The sequence below is a fragment of the Curtobacterium sp. LFS084 genome, from assembly GCF_047977705.1.
Lineage (GTDB): Bacteria > Actinomycetota > Actinomycetes > Actinomycetales > Microbacteriaceae > Curtobacterium.
Genome location: NZ_JBFPFM010000001.1, coordinates 1 through 15,639, shown reverse-complemented (window position 1 = coordinate 15,639; position 15,639 = coordinate 1). Strand labels below are relative to the sequence as shown.

General features: G+C 72.7%; 19 protein-coding genes. 14 read left to right on the top strand and 5 right to left on the bottom strand.

Features of this window, described 5'->3' with window-relative positions:
* Positions 1–38 precede the first annotated feature (38 nt).
* The 9 genes from ACNQOV_RS00095 to hemL all read left to right on the top strand — a co-directional run bounded on the left by ACNQOV_RS00095 (position 39) and on the right by hemL (position 7,243).
* Positions 39–293: a hypothetical protein gene (locus ACNQOV_RS00095; RefSeq protein WP_031261656.1), complete on the top strand. Its 255-nt coding sequence runs from the start codon at positions 39–41 to the stop codon at positions 291–293.
* Positions 290–748 carry a phage holin family protein gene (locus tag ACNQOV_RS00090; protein ID WP_031261654.1) on the top strand — a complete coding sequence of 153 codons (459 nt, stop codon included), beginning with the start codon at positions 290–292 and terminating at the stop codon, positions 746–748. Before ACNQOV_RS00095 ends, ACNQOV_RS00090 begins: the two co-directional genes overlap by 4 nt.
* A 49-nt stretch (positions 749–797) precedes the next feature.
* On the top strand, positions 798–1,028 hold the full coding sequence (locus ACNQOV_RS00085) for a DUF3618 domain-containing protein (protein WP_022906123.1): 231 nt from the start codon (positions 798–800) through the stop codon (positions 1,026–1,028).
* Positions 1,029–1,085: 57 nt separating this feature from the next.
* Positions 1,086–1,811 (top strand): hydrogen peroxide-dependent heme synthase, encoded by a 726-nt coding sequence (gene hemQ / locus ACNQOV_RS00080; RefSeq protein ID WP_416392873.1) that lies wholly within the window; start codon positions 1,086–1,088, stop codon positions 1,809–1,811.
* An 11-nt stretch (positions 1,812–1,822) separates the two neighbouring features.
* Positions 1,823–3,046 (top strand): ferrochelatase, encoded by a 1,224-nt coding sequence (locus ACNQOV_RS00075; RefSeq protein WP_416393035.1) that lies wholly within the window; start codon positions 1,823–1,825, stop codon positions 3,044–3,046.
* Positions 3,043–4,083: a hydroxymethylbilane synthase gene (hemC, locus tag ACNQOV_RS00070; protein WP_416392872.1), complete on the top strand. Its 1,041-nt coding sequence runs from the start codon at positions 3,043–3,045 to the stop codon at positions 4,081–4,083. Before ACNQOV_RS00075 ends, hemC begins: the two co-directional genes overlap by 4 nt.
* A 258-nt stretch (positions 4,084–4,341) precedes the next feature.
* Positions 4,342–4,923: a uroporphyrinogen-III synthase gene (locus ACNQOV_RS00065; RefSeq protein ID WP_416392871.1), complete on the top strand. Its 582-nt coding sequence runs from the start codon at positions 4,342–4,344 to the stop codon at positions 4,921–4,923.
* Positions 4,920–5,915, top strand: a complete 996-nt coding sequence (hemB, locus tag ACNQOV_RS00060; RefSeq protein WP_022905841.1) for a porphobilinogen synthase — start codon at positions 4,920–4,922, stop codon at positions 5,913–5,915. The genes ACNQOV_RS00065 and hemB overlap by 4 nt, the downstream gene beginning before the upstream one ends.
* On the top strand, positions 5,912–7,243 hold the full coding sequence (gene hemL, locus ACNQOV_RS00055; RefSeq protein ID WP_416392870.1) for a glutamate-1-semialdehyde 2,1-aminomutase: 1,332 nt from the start codon (positions 5,912–5,914) through the stop codon (positions 7,241–7,243). The genes hemB and hemL overlap by 4 nt, the downstream gene beginning before the upstream one ends.
* A gap of 9 nt (positions 7,244–7,252) precedes the next feature.
* Here the strand turns inward: hemL and ACNQOV_RS00050 are convergent, their stop codons facing one another.
* The 4 genes from ACNQOV_RS00050 to ACNQOV_RS00035 form a co-directional block, all read right to left on the bottom strand.
* Complete coding sequence (locus tag ACNQOV_RS00050) at positions 7,253–8,044, bottom strand: ABC transporter ATP-binding protein (protein ID WP_416392869.1); 792 nt, start codon at positions 8,042–8,044, stop codon at positions 7,253–7,255.
* A 22-nt stretch (positions 8,045–8,066) separates the two neighbouring features.
* Entirely contained in the window at positions 8,067–8,732 is a 666-nt protein-coding gene (locus tag ACNQOV_RS00045) for a GntR family transcriptional regulator (protein WP_022905844.1), read from the bottom strand.
* Between the two features lie 124 nt (positions 8,733–8,856).
* Complete coding sequence (locus ACNQOV_RS00040) at positions 8,857–9,834, bottom strand: MDR family oxidoreductase (RefSeq protein ID WP_416392868.1); 978 nt, start codon at positions 9,832–9,834, stop codon at positions 8,857–8,859.
* Between the two features lie 182 nt (positions 9,835–10,016).
* Entirely contained in the window at positions 10,017–11,045 is a 1,029-nt protein-coding gene (locus tag ACNQOV_RS00035) for a 6-phosphofructokinase (protein WP_031261459.1), read from the bottom strand.
* A gap of 126 nt (positions 11,046–11,171) precedes the next feature.
* On the opposite strand from ACNQOV_RS00035, the gene ACNQOV_RS00030 reads away from it, so the two are divergent.
* Positions 11,172–12,137 carry a DNA-3-methyladenine glycosylase family protein gene (locus tag ACNQOV_RS00030; RefSeq protein WP_416393033.1) on the top strand — a complete coding sequence of 322 codons (966 nt, stop codon included), beginning with the start codon at positions 11,172–11,174 and terminating at the stop codon, positions 12,135–12,137.
* A gap of 62 nt (positions 12,138–12,199) precedes the next feature.
* Positions 12,200–12,385 (top strand): hypothetical protein, encoded by a 186-nt coding sequence (locus tag ACNQOV_RS00025; RefSeq protein ID WP_022905848.1) that lies wholly within the window; start codon positions 12,200–12,202, stop codon positions 12,383–12,385.
* 116 nt (positions 12,386–12,501) lie between these two features.
* On the opposite strand, the gene ACNQOV_RS00020 is transcribed toward ACNQOV_RS00025, so the two are convergent.
* Positions 12,502–13,365 carry an NAD-dependent epimerase/dehydratase family protein gene (locus ACNQOV_RS00020; RefSeq protein WP_416392867.1) on the bottom strand — a complete coding sequence of 288 codons (864 nt, stop codon included), beginning with the start codon at positions 13,363–13,365 and terminating at the stop codon, positions 12,502–12,504.
* An 89-nt stretch (positions 13,366–13,454) separates the two neighbouring features.
* Here ACNQOV_RS00020 and ACNQOV_RS00015 point away from each other — a divergent pair, with 89 nt between their 5' ends.
* The 3 genes from ACNQOV_RS00015 to ACNQOV_RS00005 are packed head-to-tail and all read left to right on the top strand — an operon-like array spanning position 13,455 to position 15,366.
* Entirely contained in the window at positions 13,455–14,153 is a 699-nt protein-coding gene (locus ACNQOV_RS00015) for a YceI family protein (RefSeq protein WP_022905851.1), read from the top strand.
* Complete coding sequence (locus ACNQOV_RS00010; protein ID WP_402265738.1) at positions 14,153–14,665, top strand: sigma-70 family RNA polymerase sigma factor; 513 nt, start codon at positions 14,153–14,155, stop codon at positions 14,663–14,665. The genes ACNQOV_RS00015 and ACNQOV_RS00010 overlap by 1 nt, the downstream gene beginning before the upstream one ends.
* Positions 14,662–15,366 carry an anti-sigma factor family protein gene (locus ACNQOV_RS00005; protein ID WP_402265735.1) on the top strand — a complete coding sequence of 235 codons (705 nt, stop codon included), beginning with the start codon at positions 14,662–14,664 and terminating at the stop codon, positions 15,364–15,366. Before ACNQOV_RS00010 ends, ACNQOV_RS00005 begins: the two co-directional genes overlap by 4 nt.
* The last annotated feature ends 273 nt before the right edge of the window (positions 15,367–15,639 follow it).

Genomic DNA, 15,639 nt, shown 5'->3' with positions numbered 1-15,639 from the left:
GCATGACCACGCACACTGACCCAACGGAGGAATCGCACATGCGAGGCAAGCTCCTGTTCGTCGCCGGCGCAGCTCTCGGGTACGTCCTGGGATCGCGAGCCGGACGGGCGCGGTACGAGCAGATCAAGACCGTCAGCGGCAAGATCTGGAACAGCAACGGCGTGCAGAAGGGCGTCCACGTCGCCGAGGAGTTCATCGCCGACAAGACCCCCGACGTCGCCGAGTTCGTCGGTGAGCAGACGAAGAAGGTCGTCCGCAAGGTCGGGCAGAAGAAGGACAGCCGGGCCTCATGACAGACACCCGCGACCGCAAGCCGCGTTCGCTGTTCGGCCTGGTCGGCGACGTCCCGAAGCTCGTCAAGGAGCTGGTGACGGGCGAGCTGAACCTGCTCAAGGCCGAGATGCTGACGAAGGCCAAGATCTTCGGCCTCGCCGCGGGTCTGCTCGTGGGCGCGCTCGTCATCGTCCTCTACGCGATCGGCGTGCTGCTCACCGCCGCCGTCATGGGTCTCGCGACCGTGATGCCGGCGTGGCTCGCCGCACTCGTCATCGCCGTGGTGATGCTGATCGTCGCGGGGATCCTCGGCCTGCTCGGCTGGAAGCGCCTGAAGAAGGGCCTCCCGCTCACCCCGAAGCGCACCATCGACAGCGTCAAGAACGACGTCAACGCGGTCAAGGGCCTCGGCAAGAAGCCGACCCCGTCGACCCAGTACGGCGCCCGCAAGCCGGACGTCGGCGGCCGCTTCTAACGACGACCGCCCCGTCCACCACCCCACCCCCCCCCCCCGGAGGACCCACGTGACCGATCAGCACGACGACCTGGCCGACCGCGTCGCGGCGACCCGCGCGCAGCTGTTCGACACCCTCGACGCGATCGAGGACAAGCTCAACGTCCCGAAGCAGATCGGCATCGCCGCGTCGAAGGTCAAGCGTGGGATCGACGAGAAGCCGGTGCCCTACCTGGCCGGGCTCGCAGCGGGCGTGGCGGTGGTCGGGGGTATCGTCGTAGCGGTGCTCCGACGGCGGTAGCGCTCGCCGTCGAAAGGGGAGCGGCGTCACCTTTGTGACCGATAGGACAATGGACACATGAGTTCCACCGTGCCCACGCACGACGCACACGAGACCTCCCCCGACGGCATCGACCCGAACCTGCTGACGGCCTACGCCCTGTGGGCCGTCTTCCGCCGTCCGCTCGGCCCGGTCCACCGCACGGGTGACGACGCCGTGGCCGAGCTCGACGCCGTCGTGACCGCCGCCGCACAGCGCGGCGTGACGATCCGTGGCTTCTACGACGTCTCCGGCTTCCGCGCCGACGCCGACGTCATGGTCTGGCTGCACGGCGACGACGCCCAGGCGATCCAGGCCGTGCTGCGCGAGATCCGTCGGACAGCGCTCTTCCAGGACGCCGAGCCGGTCTGGCACGTGATGGCGATGCACCGCGAAGCCGAGTTCAACAAGCGGCACACCCCGGCCTTCCTGCGCGGCAAGGAACCGGAGGCCTGGATCACGGTGTACCCGTTCGTCCGGTCCTACGAGTGGTACCTCCTGCCGGAAGAGGAGCGTTCGACGATGCTCCGCGACCACGGCATCGCCGGCGCCAAGTACCGCCGCGTGCTGACGAACACGATCGCGACGTTCGCCCTGAGCGACTACGAGTGGATCCTGCCGCTCGAGAGCCCGGACCTGGTCGACCTCGTCGACCTCATGCGCGACCTGCGCTACACCGAGGCCCGCATGCACGTGCGGGAAGAGGTGCCGTTCTTCACCGGTCGTCGCGTGACGACCACCGAGCTGCCGGAGGTGCTGTCGTGACCGACACGAGCATGATCACGAACGGGCGGGGCACGGTCCTCGCCGCGACCCCTGCCGCCGCCGACGGCCCCGAGCACGTCGAGGTCCCGGTCGCGTACGACGCGATCCTCCTCGCCGGCTTCGGCGGGCCCGAGGGGCAGGACGACGTCATCCCGTTCCTGCGCAACGTCACCCGTGGTCGGGGCATCCCGGACGAGCGCCTCGAAGAGGTCGCCCACCACTACCGGCACTTCGGCGGCGTCAGCCCGATCAACGCGCAGAACCGTGCCCTCAAGGCGGCGCTCGAGACCGAGCTGGCCGCGCGCGGCATCGACATGCCGGTCCTCTGGGGCAACCGCAACTGGGCGCCCTACCTCGAAGAGGCCTTCACCGAGGCGTCCGACAAGGGCTACACGAAGCTCATCGCGATCGCCACGAGCGCCTACTCGTCCTTCTCCTCGTGCCGGCAGTACCGCGAGGACTACGCGCGCGTGCTGACCGAGACCGGACTCGTCGACACCATCCAGATCGACAAGGTCCGGCAGTTCTTCGACCACCCGGGCTTCGTCCGACCGTTCGTCGACGGCGTCCGTGACGGCATGGCACGCGCGATCGCCGAGAACGAGGGCCTCGACGTGGCCACCGAGCTGCACGTGCTCTTCTCCACGCACTCGATCCCGTCGAGCGACGCCGCCAAGTCCGGTCCGAGCGACCGCGGCTTCGACGAGCACGGCGCCTACGAGGCCCAGCACCTCGCCGTCGCGCAGGTCGTCCTCGACCAGGCGTGGGCTGAGCTCCTCGAGCAGCCCGAGCACGCGTCGCTCCGCGGCACCAGCACGCCGCCGTGGAAGCTCGTCTACCAGTCGCGCTCCGGCCCCCCGACCCAGCCGTGGCTCGAGCCCGACATCAACGACTACATGAACGAGGACCTCAAGGGCGGGCCGACGCGTGCCGTCCTCATCGTCCCGCTCGGCTTCGTCAGCGACCACATGGAGGTCATGTGGGACCTCGACGAAGAGGCCACGGAGACCGCCCAGGAGCTCGGCTTCTGGTCGCTCCGGACGCAGACCCCGGGTGTCGACCCGGCCTACGTCGCGGGTCTGGTGGACCTCGTGCTCGAGCGTGTCAACGGCACCCCCACGAGCGAGCGGCCGCACGAGACCGACCTCGGCCCCTGGTACGACGTGTGCCGTCCGGGGTGCTGCGAGAACGTGCGCGCCGGGTTCAAGCCGGCCGCGGCCGGACTCGCTCCGTGACCGAGGCGACCACTCCGACGCGTGCCGACGGCCCCGCCCCGATCCGACTCGGCACCCGGGCCAGCCGGCTCGCGGTCGCCCAGTCGCAGGACGTCGCCGACCGTCTGGCGACGGCGGCCGGTCGTCCGGTCGAGCTCGTCACGGTCACGAGCGAGGGCGACACGAACCGTGCGTCGCTCGCGAGCCTCGGCGGGACCGGGGTGTTCGCGAGCGCGCTCCGCGAAGCCCTCGTCGCGGGTGAGGTCGACGTCCTGGTGCACTCGCTCAAGGACCTCCCGACGGCGCCGTACCCGGGTCTGACGATCGCCGCGGTCCCGAAGCGCGCCGACGCCCGTGACGTCCTCGTCGCCCGCAACGCCGCGACCATCGAGTCCCTCCCCGAGGGCGCGAAGGTCGGCACGGGATCGCCGCGCCGCGTCGCGCAGCTCAGGGCGAAGCGCCCGGACCTCGACGTCGTGGACATCCGCGGCAACATCGACACCCGCCTGGGTCGGGTGGACGACGACCTCGACGCCGTCGTCCTCGCAGCGGCCGGCCTGACCCGCATCGACCGGCTCGACGCGGCGACCGAGCTGCTCGACCTCGGCTTCTGGCCGTCCGCCCCCGGACAGGGAGCGCTCGCGATCGAGACCCGTTCGGACGAGACCGACCGGAACCTCCTCGCCGCCCTGCGGAAGATCGAGCACGCACCCACGCGCCTCACGGTCTCGGCCGAGCGCGAGGTGCTCGCCAAGCTCGAGGCCGGGTGCTCCGCCCCGATCGGTGCGACCGCGATCGTCGACGCCGAGATGCTGCTCGTCTCGGCGACGGTCTACCGCCCCGACGGCTCCGAGTACCGGACCGCCTCGCACGCGGCGGTCCTGGACGGCTCCGCGCAGGACCGTCTCGACGAGGCGCTGGCGCTCGGTGGTCGGGTCGCGGCCGAACTCCTCGAGAACGGCGCGGCCGACCTCGCGGACCTCGCCACGACGGTCGCCGAGGACACGACCGACGGTCCGCACACCGCGGGCCCGGGCCTCGCGACCCCGGCGGAGTAGGCGGTCGCCACGCAGCCCGTCGACCCCGTCCCGGACCCGGCACGACCCCCGGTCGTGCTCGTCCCGCGCGGCGGAGCGTGGGGTGCGCGCGTCGCGGCGGCCGCCAGGGAACGGGGCCTCGACCCGCTCGTCGTCCCGCTGATCGCGGACGAACCGCCGTCCGACCCGGCTCCGCTCGATGCGGCGGTCGACCGGCTCGAGGCCGCTGCACGGTCCAGGAGGCGCGGATCGCCCGATCCCGTCGCAAGCGTGACCGGCGTGGCTGGTTACGCATGGATCGTGGTGACCAGTGCGACGGCCGTGCGGGTGATCGCGGAACGCGTGTCGCGCCTCCCGTCCGACCTGCGGGTGGCGGCGGTCGGCGAGCCGACCGCGCGAGCCGCCCGTGCTGCGGGCTGGGTCGTCGACCTCGTCCCCCCGGAGGCCTCGGGTGCCGCCCTCGTCCGCGCCTTCCCGGACACCCCGGGCCGCGTCCTCTTCCCGCGGTCCGACCTCGCCGCACCGACCGTCGTCGACGGACTCCGCGCCCGCGGGATCGACGTGGACGACGTCGTCGCGTACCGTACCGTGGGGACCGGCGACGAGCCGGTCGCCCCCGGATCCCCGCCCGACGTCGTGCTCGTGACGAGCGGCAGCGTCGCGCGCGAGGTCGCTCGTCGGACGGTCCCGCTCGCCCCCGGCACGCTCGTGGCGTGCATCGGCCCCGGGACCGCTGCCGAGGCCCGCGCCGCCGGACTCCCCGTGCACGTGGTCGCCCCGGACCGCTCCGCAGAATCCCTGCTCGACGCCGTCGTCGAGCGCCTGAACCACCCCGCCCCCGAACAGGAAGGCACACCGTGACCGGCCGCTTCCCCCAGGTCCGCCCCCGTCGACTCCGCGCCACGCCCGCGATGCGACGACTCGTCGCCGAGACCCGGCTGCACCCCGCCGAGCTCGTGCTGCCGATGTTCATCCGCGAGGGGGCGACCGAGGCGATCGACATCACGAGCATGCCGGGCGTGCAGCAGCACTCGCTCGACTCGTTCCGGCGTGCGCTCGTCGAGGCGGCCGGTCAGGGCATCGGCGGCGTGAACCTGTTCGGCGTGCCGACCGCGAAGGACGCGCAGGGCTCCGGTGCGACCGACCCCGACGGCATCCTCAACGTGGCGATCCGCATCGCGCGCGAGGAGGTCGGCGACGCGCTCGTCGTGCAGTCCGACCTGTGCCTCGACGAGTTCACCGACCACGGCCACTGCGGGGTGCTGGCCGCCGACGGATCGGTCGACAACGACGCCACCCTCGAGCGCTACCGCGACATGGCCGTCGTGCAGGCCGAGGCCGGTGCCGAGCTCGTGTGCCTGAGCGGCATGATGGACGGCCAGATCGCGGCCGCCCGTGACGCGCTGGACGCGGCCGGGCACAGCGGCACCGCGCTGCTCGCCTACGCGGCGAAGTACGCCAGCGCGTTCTACGGCCCCTTCCGCGAAGCCGTCGACTCCTCGCTCGTCGGCGACCGTCGGACCTACCAGATCGACGCCGCGAACGGACGGCAGGGGCTCCGCGAGGTCGAGCAGGACATCGCCGAGGGTGCCGACATCGTCATGGTGAAGCCGGCGATGAGCTACCTCGACGTCCTCGCCGAGACCGCCGCGACCTCGCCCGTGCCGGTGTGGGCGTACCAGATCTCCGGCGAGTACGCGATGATCACCGCAGCCGCGCAGAACGGCTGGATCGACCGTGACGCCGCCGCGATGGAGGCCCTCGTCGGCATCAAGCGCGCGGGAGCGGACGCGATCCTCACCTACTTCGCGGTCGACATCGCCCGCACGCTCAACCAGGAGGCCGCCCGATGACCACCAACGACCAGCTCTTCGGCCGTGCGAAGAACAGCATCCCCGGCGGGGTCAACTCGCCCGTGCGCGCGTACGGCTCGGTCGGCGGCACGCCCCGCTTCCTGACGAGCGCGAAGGGCGCCTACGTCACCGACGCCGAGGGGCGGGAGTACGTCGACCTCGTCGCCTCGTGGGGGCCGGCGATCCTCGGGCACGTCCACCCCGCCACGGTCGAGGCCGTGCAGCAGGCGGCCGCCCGTGGCCTCAGCTTCGGGGCGTCGACCCCGGGTGAGACCGAGCTCGCCGAGCTCGTGAAGCAGCGGGTGTCGGTGGACGGCGACGGTCCCATCGAGAAGCTGCGGATGGTGTCCACGGGCACCGAGGCGACCATGACCGCGATCCGGCTGGCCCGCGGCTACACCGGTCGTGACCTGCTCGTGAAGTTCGCCGGGCACTACCACGGCCACTCGGACTCCCTGCTCGCCGAGGCGGGCTCCGGTGTCGCGACCCTCGCCATGCCCGGATCCGCCGGCATCACCGCCGAGACGGCCGCCCAGACCCTCGTCCTGCCGTACAACGACCTCGACGCGGTCCGCCGGGCGTTCGACGAGCACTCCGAGCGCATCGCCGCCGTGATCGTCGAGGCGGCCGCGGCGAACATGGGCGTCCTCGCGCCCGAGCGCGGCTTCAACCGGGCCCTCGCGCAGATCGTGCAGTCGCACGGCGCGCTGCTCATCGTCGACGAGGTCCTCACCGGCTTCCGGGTCGGCTCCGCCGGTTGGTGGGGGCTCGAGGCGTCCAAGGTCGTGCCGGACGGTGCCGGGTGGAAGCCCGACATCATCACGTTCGGCAAGGTCATCGGCGGCGGGATGCCGCTCGCCGCCCTCGGTGGCCGGCGTGAGGTGATGGACTTCCTCGCACCGCTCGGCCCCGTCTACCAGGCCGGCACCCTGTCCGGGAACCCGCTCGCGGTCGCGGCCGGGATCGCGACCCTCCGCGCGGCGACGCCCGAGGTGTACGCGCAGCTCGACCGCACGGCGGCGACCATCGCGACGGCGACGAGCGAGGCGCTGTCGGCCGAGGGCGTGGCCCACACGGTGCAGCACGCCGGGAACCTGTTCTCGTTCGCGTTCACCGACGTCGCCCCGCGGAACTACGACGACGTGCGGGCGCAGGAGACCTTCCGCTACGCGCCGTTCTTCCACGCCATGCTCGACGCCGGGGTCACCCTGCCGCCGAGTGTCTTCGAGGCGTGGTTCGTCACCGCTGCGCACGACGACCGTGCCGTCGGGCGGGTGCTCGACGCGCTGCCGGCGGCGGCGAAGGCGGCAGCGAGCGCGATCGCGTAGCGCGTCGGGTCAGGACGCCCGGCGTGCGGCCCAGCGCCCCTCGGCCCGCAGGATCGCCAGGGGGAAGTCGAAGGCGTGCGAGACCGCCGACGACGTGATGACCTCGTCCGAGGTGCCCTGTGCGACCGCGACCCCGTCCCGCAGCAACATCGCGTGCGAGGTCGACGCGGGCAGGTCCTCGAGGTGGTGCGTCACCATCACGCTGCCGAGCTCGGGGTGCCGGTGGCGCAGGGCGTCCACGGTCTCGAGCAGGTGCTCGCGCGCCGCGACGTCGAGTCCGGTGGCCGGTTCGTCGAGCAGGAGCAACCGCGGCTCGGCCATGAGGGCCCGTGCGATGAGCGTCCGTCCGCGTTCACCCTGCGACAGGACGGGCCACCGGGCGTCCCGTCGGGCGGAGAGCCCGACGTCGGCGATGTGGGCCTCGGCCGCGGCGACCTGTGCGGCCGACGGCTCCCACCGCATCATGAGGTCGGTCGTGCCGGTGAGTCCGGTCAGCACGGTCTCGAGCACGGTCAGGGGTGACAGCATCCGGTGGCGGGGGTCGACGTGCCCGATGTGTTCGCGGAGTTCCCGGACGTCGACGCGACCGAGCCGCCGTCCGAGGAGCTCGACGGTGCCCGCGCTCGGGTGACCGGTCGCTCCGAGGACGGCGAGCAGGGTCGACTTGCCGGCGCCGTTCGGCCCGAGGAGCGCCCAGTGCTCTCCGCGCCGGACAGTCAGGTCGACGTCGTGCAACAGGTCGCGGCCGGACCGGGTCACGCGGACCCCGGTCGCGTGGACGAGGACGTCGTCGTCGGTCACGCGGAGGCCTCGCCCCGCCCGGTCACTGGCTCGCGCGGAGCCGCTGCAGGAGGTCGCTCAGGGTCACACCGAGCGTGCGGATGACGGCGCCGCCAGCGTCACCGTCGCGCTTCCGGATCGCGGCGATCAGCGGGTCGACCGAGAACCTGCCGTCCCAGAACGTGAAGCGGTCCTCGGCGAGCGCGACGAACTGGACCCGCGGGATGACCGAGTTCGAGAGTGTCGAGAGCAGTGGGTTGTCCGCAGCGCGGATCGCCGCCTCGACGAAGTGCTGGACGTCGGCGTTCATCGCACGGTCCTCGTGCTCGGCGTGCTCGCGGACCTGCTCGAGGATGTCGATCAGCTCGGCGGCCTGGGCGTCGTCGAGCTTCGGGAGGGCCCAGCGGGTCGCCAGCTCGGCGAACCCGGCGAACACCTGCAGGGCGTCGTCGAACTGCTCGGCCGTCGGCGTCGCGACCCGGGTGTACCGGTTCGCCTCCATCTCGACCAGGCCGTAGTCGACGAGCTTCGCGATGGCTTCGCGGATCGGGGTGCGACTGACCCCGAGCCACTGCACGAGCTCGTCGTCGTTGAGGCGCTCGCCCGGCTGCAGGGTGCCGTCCTGGATGGCCGCGAGCATCTTCTCGAGGACGACGTCGCGCAGGAGCTTCCGCGGCGAGTTCTCGACGGTTGACTTGGGTACCGGCATGCCGGGCTCCTCACAGGCTCAGGTGTTCCGTACTCAAATCCTAGCGTGTCAATATGCAAACGCTTGCTAATGAATGCTCGGGGTCCGGTTCCGCGTCCTCATGAGCGTCCGTACCGCGGTTCGGTCATCGGTCGACCGCGACGACCGTGCGCCCGTGCACGGCACCCGCGACGACCTGCGGTCCGACGGTGAGTGCCTCCTCGAGCCCGACGACGCGTGTGACCCCGGCGAGGAGTGCCGGGTCGAGGTCGGTGGCCAGCCGTTCCCACGCACGACGGCGCAGCTCGAGCGGGGCGTCGACCGAGTTGATCCCGAGCAGCGACACCGCGCGCAGGATGAACGGCAGCACGGTGGTCGGCAGTGCGGAGTCCTGGGCGAGCCCGCACGCCGTCACTGCACCACCCCACTTCGTGGTCGCCAACACGTTCGCGAGGGTCGCACCGCCCACGCTGTCCACCGCGCCGGCCCAGGTCGCACGTTGCATCGGCTTGCCGAGGTCGGACAGCGTCGCCCGGTCGACCACGTCCGTGGCACCGAGGGCCCGGAGCGAGGCCTCGTTCGCGCTGCGGCCTGTCGACGCGGTGACCTGGTGGCCGCGGGCGGCGAGCAGGGCGATCGCCACCGTGCCCACCCCGCCGGACGCGCCGGTGACGAGGACCGGACCGCTGCCGGGTTCGACGAACCGCTCGAGTGCGAGGACGCTGAGCATCGCGGTGAAGCCGGCCGTGCCGATCGCGGCGGCGAAGGAGTCGTCGATCGTGTCCGGCAGCACGACGAGCGATCCGGACGGCACCACCGCGTGTGCAGCCCAGCCGCCGTGCCGGGTCTCGCCGAGTCCGGCCCCGTTCAGGACGATCCGGTCGCCGATCGCGACGTCGTGCACGCCCGCCCCCAGGGCCGAGACGGTGCCGACGACGTCGATGCCCGGCACGAGCGGGTCGACCCGCGCGACCCCGGGGTTCCGGGCCAGCGCCAGCCCGTCCTTGTAGTTGACGCTCGAGTACGTGACGTCGACCAGGACCTCGCCGTCGGCGGGGTCGGCGACGTCGACGTCGGTGACGGTGGGCGGGGCGGAACTGGAGACGAGGACTGCGCGGGTCACGTGTCGGACGCTACCCGCGCCTCCAGGACGCTGTTTCCTTCCCAGGACGCCCGCGATGCCTGATGCGTTCGGGCGTACCTGGTCGGAAGGAACGACCAGGTACGCCCGATTCGACCAGGTACCCGGCCTGGCCGGCGCCCCGGCCCAGCCCAGCCGGGCGGCCCCGCCCGGCCCGGCCCGCGTCAGCCGAACATGATGGCGGCCTCGTCGTACCGGGCCTGCGGCACGGTCTTGAGCTCGCCGAGCGCCTCCTCGAAGGACACGTGCTCGATGTCGGTGCCCCGGAGCGCCACCATGCGGCCCCAGCGCTCCTCGACCACCGCGTCGATCGCCGCGAGGCCGAGGCGGGTCGAGAGCACCCGGTCGTAGGCCGTGGGCGTGCCACCTCGTTGGATGTGGCCGAGCGTGGTGGCGCGGGTCTCGATGCCCGTCATCTCCTCGATGAGCGGCGCGAGGCGCTCGCCGATCCCGCCCAGGCGCGGTCGCCCGAACGCATCGAGCCCACGCTCGGTGTGCGCGTTGTCCTCGTGGTCGGGGACGAAGCCCTCGGCGACGACGACGAGCGGCGCCCGACCACGGTCGTAGGCCGCCCGGACCCACGCGGCGATCTGCTCCATGCTCGTCTTCTGCTCGGGGATGAGGATCGCGTGCGCACCGGCGGCCATGCCGGAGTGCAGGGCGATCCACCCGACGTGCCGGCCCATGACCTCGGCGACCATGCAGCGGGAGTGCGACTCGCCCGTGGTGCGGAGGCGGTCCATGGCCTCGGTGGCGATCGCGACCGCGGTGTCGAAGCCGAACGTGTAGTCGGTGGCGCCGAGGTCGTTGTCGACCGTCTTCGGGACGCCGACGATCTTCAGCCCGGCGTCCGTGAGGCGCTTCGCGGCGGCCAGCGTGCCCTCGCCACCGATCGCCACGATGGCGTCGATGCCGTGGCGCTCGAGCGTCCCCGAGATGTTCTCGACGCCGCCGTTCGGGCCCTCGAAGGGGTTCGTCCGGCTCGTGCCGAGGATCGTGCCGCCCTGCTTCGCGATGCCCTGGATGTCCTTGCGGCCGAGCGGGACGATGTCGCCGTCCACCACGCCACGCCATCCGTCGCGGAAGCCCACGAACTCGTGTCCGTAGATCGCGATGCCCTTCAGCACGATCGCGCGGATGACCGCGTTCAGGCCGGGGCAGTCGCCTCCGGAGGTGAGGATGCCGATGCGCATGGGGAACTCCGTCGTCGGGGTGCAGTGGGACACGCCCATCATGACTGACGGTGGTTCCGCATTACCATCCTGCGTGTGTCCCTCGCCGTTCCGTCCTCCGCCGCCGGTGGCACCGGTGACGCCGCGGTGCGGGTCGGCGGGGCCGTGTCGCGTGCTGGCTCCGACGTGTCTGCCGTCCCACGGGTCGACACCGTCTACCGGCCAGGAGGCGCGGTGGACGTCCGCGCGACCCTCCGGCCCCTGCAGCGCGGCTCCGGCGACCCCGCCTTCCGCGTGGTCGGCGCCGACACGTGGCTCGCGCTCCGCACGCCGGAGGGACCGGCCTCGGTGCTCGTGCGCCGCACGGGCTCGGACGCCATCGCGGTCTCGGCGTGGGGCGACGGCGCCGCCTGGGCGGTCACGCACGCGCCCGAACTGCTCGGACGTGGGGACGACTGGTCCGAGCTCGACGTCTCGTCGCACCCGTTCCTCGTCGACGCTCGGCACCGGCAACCGGGCCTCCGCCTGCTCCGCACCAACACCGTGATGGCGGCCCTCGTCCCGGCGATCATGGAGCAGAAGGTCACCTCGCGGCAGGCCTGGCGTGCCTGGCGGTACCTCGTCCGGCGGTACGGGACGCCCGCGCCCGGACCGGCCCCGGCGGACATGTCCGTCCCGCCGAACGCCGCCGGGTGGGGAGCGATCCCGAGCTGGGAGTGGCACCGCGCCGGCATCGAACCCGGCCGTTCCGCCACGGTGATGCGCGCGGTCCGTGTGGCGCCGGCGCTCGAACGCACCCTCGCGCTCGGCCGGGGCGGCGCCGTCGTCGCCAGCCGACTGCAGTCGGTCCCCGGCATCGGCAAGTGGACGGCGGCCGAGACCGCGCAGCGCGCCCACGGTGACCCGGACTCGCCGAGCGTGGGGGACTTCCACGTGCCGGCGCTCGTCGGGTGGGCGTTGACCGGGGGACCGGTGGACGACGACGGGATGCTCGAGCTGCTCGAACCGTGGCGGGGACACCGGGAGCGGGTCGTCCGGCTCATCGGCGGGTCGGGGTTCCGGAAGCCGTCGTTCGGGCCGCGCCTGACGATCCAGGACCACCGGCACCACTGAGCGGACAACGGGCGCGTCCGGCCGTATCCTCCTGTTGAGAACCGATCTCACAAGGAGGAACCATGACCGACACCACCCCCAGCCCCGCCGCGGACGACGAGCACCGCGTCGCCGAGCACGACGTCGCCGAGCACGACCACGAGCAGGACGGCGGTGAGCACGAGACCGTCGAGCACGGCGACCACGTCGACTTCGTGCACGACGGACACCGTCACGCCCGTCACGAGGACCACTACGACGAGCACTGATCGACGCGCCGAGGTCGGCTGACCCGGCGGCGGGGCGGTGCCGGACGGTGCCGCCCCGCCCCCTGCCCGGCGCCCTGCGCGTCAGGCGTGTGGCGTGCCGCGCGCCGCGTGCCGCGTCAGGCGTGCCGCGCGCCGTCCCCTCCGAGCACGGCGCGGTAGCCCTCGCGGAACGTCGGGTACCGCGGCACCCAGCCGGTCCCGCGCAGCAGGCCGTTCGACAGGCGCTTGTCGCTGGCGCCCTGCCGTCCGACGGTCCCCTCCCCGGCGGCGGCCCGCGGCGGCACCGGCACACCGAGCTCGGCCGCGAGGAACGCGTACACGTCGTCGAGCCGCGACGGTTCGTCGTCGGTCACGAGGTACGTCGGCGCCGGGTCCTCCAGGGTCGCCAGGTGCACGAGGGCCGCAGCCGCGTCGTCGCGGTGGATCCGGTTCGTGTGCGGCGACGCCCCGTCGACCGGGGCCCGGCGTGCCGACCCGCCCCGGACCTGGTCGATCAGGCGTTCCCGTCCGGGGCCGTACAGCCCCGACAGCCGGGCGAGCACGGCTCCGGGGGCACGGTCGCGCAGCAGGGTCTCGGCCTCCACCAGGACGTCCGCGGTGGGGGTGCCACCGGTCGCCGGGGTGTCCTCGGTGACGGTACTGCCGTCGTCGACGTCGTACACGGCGGTCGACGACACGACGACCACCCGCGGGGCCGCACCGGAGGCGTCGATGCCGTCCAGGACGTTCCGGAGCCCGTCGACGTACGTCGCGCGGTACTCGTCCACGTCGCGGCTCCCGGCGGCGACGGCCACGACGACCACCCCGGTGTCCCGAGGGATCTCGGGGACGGATCGGCGCAGGTCCACCCCCTGTCCGGTGAGCGGGGCCGGTACGAGCTCGGCCCGCCGTCGCAGTCCGACCACGCTGTGTCCGGCGGCGGCGAACCGCAGCCCGGTCTCGATCCCGAGGTCGCCGCAACCGGCGATGACGATGTCCACCGCCCCATCATGCCGAACGCCGGTGGACGATCCGCCGCTCGTGCCGGAACCCGGGTGAACGATCCGGCGCCCTGTCTCGTCGTCAGGGCATGGGACTCCGCACACGCACCAAGGTCATCATCGGCATCGCCTCCGGCGTCGTGGTCGTCGGCGTGGCCGCAGCCATCGTCGGCCCGGTCATCTACGCGAACACCGTGAACGGGCAGGCCGCAGCGGCCCCCTCCGTCAGCGCCGCCCCGTCCGGCGGCTCCGGCTCGCTCACCGCCGCCGAGGCCGACGGCAGCTGGACCAGCACCGGCGACTCGTTCGCCGGCTACCGCGTGCACGAGGTCCTGCAGGGCCAGGATGTGAACGTGGTCGGACGCACGAAGGACGTCGAGGGCACCGCCGAGGTCAGCGGCGGGTCCCTCACGAAGGCGACGGTCACGGTGGAGGTCGCGAAGATCACGACGCCCGAGTCCGCCCGCGACGCGTACTTCCGGGACACCGCGCTCCAGACCGACCAGCACCCGACGGCGACGTTCACGCTGACCCAACCGGTCGACGTGTCGAAGGCGCTGGACGGCACGACGCAGGACGTCACGCTCACCGGCACGATGGACCTGCACGGCGTCCAGAAGCCCGTCACCGCCGACGCGCAGGTCGCGGTCGCGAAGGACGGCACGGTCCAGGTCGCCGGCAGCGTCCCGATCACCTTCGCCGACTACGGCGTCGAGGCCCCCTCGCTCGGCTTCGTGACGGTGGACCCGAAGGGGTCCGTCGAGTTCTCCCTCGACCTGGCGAAGTGATGGCCACGGGCAGGTCCGCCGACGAGCTGCTCGCGACCCTCTACCGCGAGCACGGCGACGCGCTCACCCGGTACGTCCGGCACCTGACCCGCGACGGGCACACCGTCGAGGACGTGGTGCAGGAGACCATGGTGCGCGCGTGGCAGCGGCCGGCCGTGCTCGAACGCGCCCCGGACAGCGCACGCGCCTGGCTCTTCACCGTGGCCAGGAACCTCGTCGTCGACGACGCCCGGTCGGCGCGCAACCGCCGCGAACACGGCACGGAGCTGCCCGTCGACCGGGTCGAGGCCGACCGCACCGACGCCGTCCTCGACCGCATCGTCGTCGCGGACGCCCTCGCATCGCTCAGCCCCGACCACCGTCGGGTGGTGGTCGACGCGTACTGGCTCGGGCACACGGTCCCCGAGATCGCCCGACGACACGACATCCCCGAGGGCACCGCGAAGTCGCGCCTGCACTACGGGCTGCGAGCCCTCCGGCTCGCGCTGCAGGAACGAGGAGTGACCCGATGAGCGAGGACCGCTACGCCGAGTGGGACGCCGCGTACGTCCTCGGCTCCCTGCCGCCGGACGAGCGGCTCGAGTACGAGCGACACCTCGAGACGTGCGACCGCTGTGCGGCCGCCGTCGCGGAGCTCGTCGGTCTGCCGGGCCTGCTGTCGAAGCTCCCGGCGGACCAGGCCGTGGAGATCGCGGAGCCGGACGGGAGGCGCGACACCGGTTCCGAGAGCACCCTCGCCTCGGTCGCGCACCGCGTCCGACACCGTCGGCGTCGCCGGCGCGTCTGGGTCGCGGCCACGGCCGCCGCCGCGGTCGTCGCCGCGGTGCTCGGCGGGCTCGCGGTCGGCACGGCCCGTGTCGACCCGTCCGTGCAGGCGGGACCGGCCTCGGCGTCGGCTGCGGCGGACCGGTACGCGCTGGTCGGCGAGCGGGGACTCGACGTCGACCTGGCGGTCAGCGGCGAGCCGTGGGGCACGCGCTTCGACTGGGGCTGCTCCTACGGCGGGACGTCCTGGGCCGCGGACGGGTCGGTGATGTACGACCTCGTGGTCGTGCAGGACGACGGCACGGTGCAGACCGTGGCGTCGTGGTCCGCCGCCGGCGAGGACGCACGGGGCCTGTCCGCCTCGACCGACGTCCAGCGGGACGACATCGCGAGCGTGCAGGTGCGGCTCCGCGGCGACGACCGGGTGCTCGCGGACGTCGATCTCTGACGGTTCTGGATCGGGACCAATCCGGTGGGGTGAGGGTGCCGAATGAGTTGCATCAGCCCGGGGAACCTCCCCGGGAGGCGCTCACCAGCCGCTCACCGCTGGTTCTCCACCCTGCACCAGGGTGCGTTCGGTGCGCACACAGCACACCGCGCCGAGCGCGACGACAGCAAAGGACAGATCCCATGCGCAAGTCCCTGAAGACCTCCATCACCCTCGCGACCACGGGTGCGCTCGTGCTCGGCGGTGCCGCGTTCGGCATCACCTCCGCGCAGG

What these genes read in the sequence shown, in the direction of transcription:
- ACNQOV_RS00095 (WP_031261656.1), top strand. Translation starts at nt 39, where the DNA reads ATGCGAGGCAAGCTCCTGTTCGTCGCCGGCGCAGCTCTCGGGTACGTC.
- ACNQOV_RS00025 (WP_022905848.1), top strand. Translation starts at nt 12,200, where the DNA reads ATGACCGACACCACCCCCAGCCCCGCCGCGGACGACGAGCACCGCGTC.
- ACNQOV_RS00075 (WP_416393035.1), top strand. Translation starts at nt 1,823, where the DNA reads ATGATCACGAACGGGCGGGGCACGGTCCTCGCCGCGACCCCTGCCGCC.
- ACNQOV_RS00090 (WP_031261654.1), top strand. Translation starts at nt 290, where the DNA reads ATGACAGACACCCGCGACCGCAAGCCGCGTTCGCTGTTCGGCCTGGTC.
- ACNQOV_RS00010 (WP_402265738.1), top strand. Translation starts at nt 14,153, where the DNA reads ATGGCCACGGGCAGGTCCGCCGACGAGCTGCTCGCGACCCTCTACCGC.
- ACNQOV_RS00045 (WP_022905844.1), bottom strand. Translation starts at nt 8,732, where the DNA reads ATGCCGGTACCCAAGTCAACCGTCGAGAACTCGCCGCGGAAGCTCCTG.
- ACNQOV_RS00005 (WP_402265735.1), top strand. Translation starts at nt 14,662, where the DNA reads ATGAGCGAGGACCGCTACGCCGAGTGGGACGCCGCGTACGTCCTCGGC.
- ACNQOV_RS00035 (WP_031261459.1), bottom strand. Translation starts at nt 11,045, where the DNA reads ATGCGCATCGGCATCCTCACCTCCGGAGGCGACTGCCCCGGCCTGAAC.
- ACNQOV_RS00015 (WP_022905851.1), top strand. Translation starts at nt 13,455, where the DNA reads ATGGGACTCCGCACACGCACCAAGGTCATCATCGGCATCGCCTCCGGC.
- hemQ (WP_416392873.1), top strand. Translation starts at nt 1,086, where the DNA reads ATGAGTTCCACCGTGCCCACGCACGACGCACACGAGACCTCCCCCGAC.
- hemL (WP_416392870.1), top strand. Translation starts at nt 5,912, where the DNA reads ATGACCACCAACGACCAGCTCTTCGGCCGTGCGAAGAACAGCATCCCC.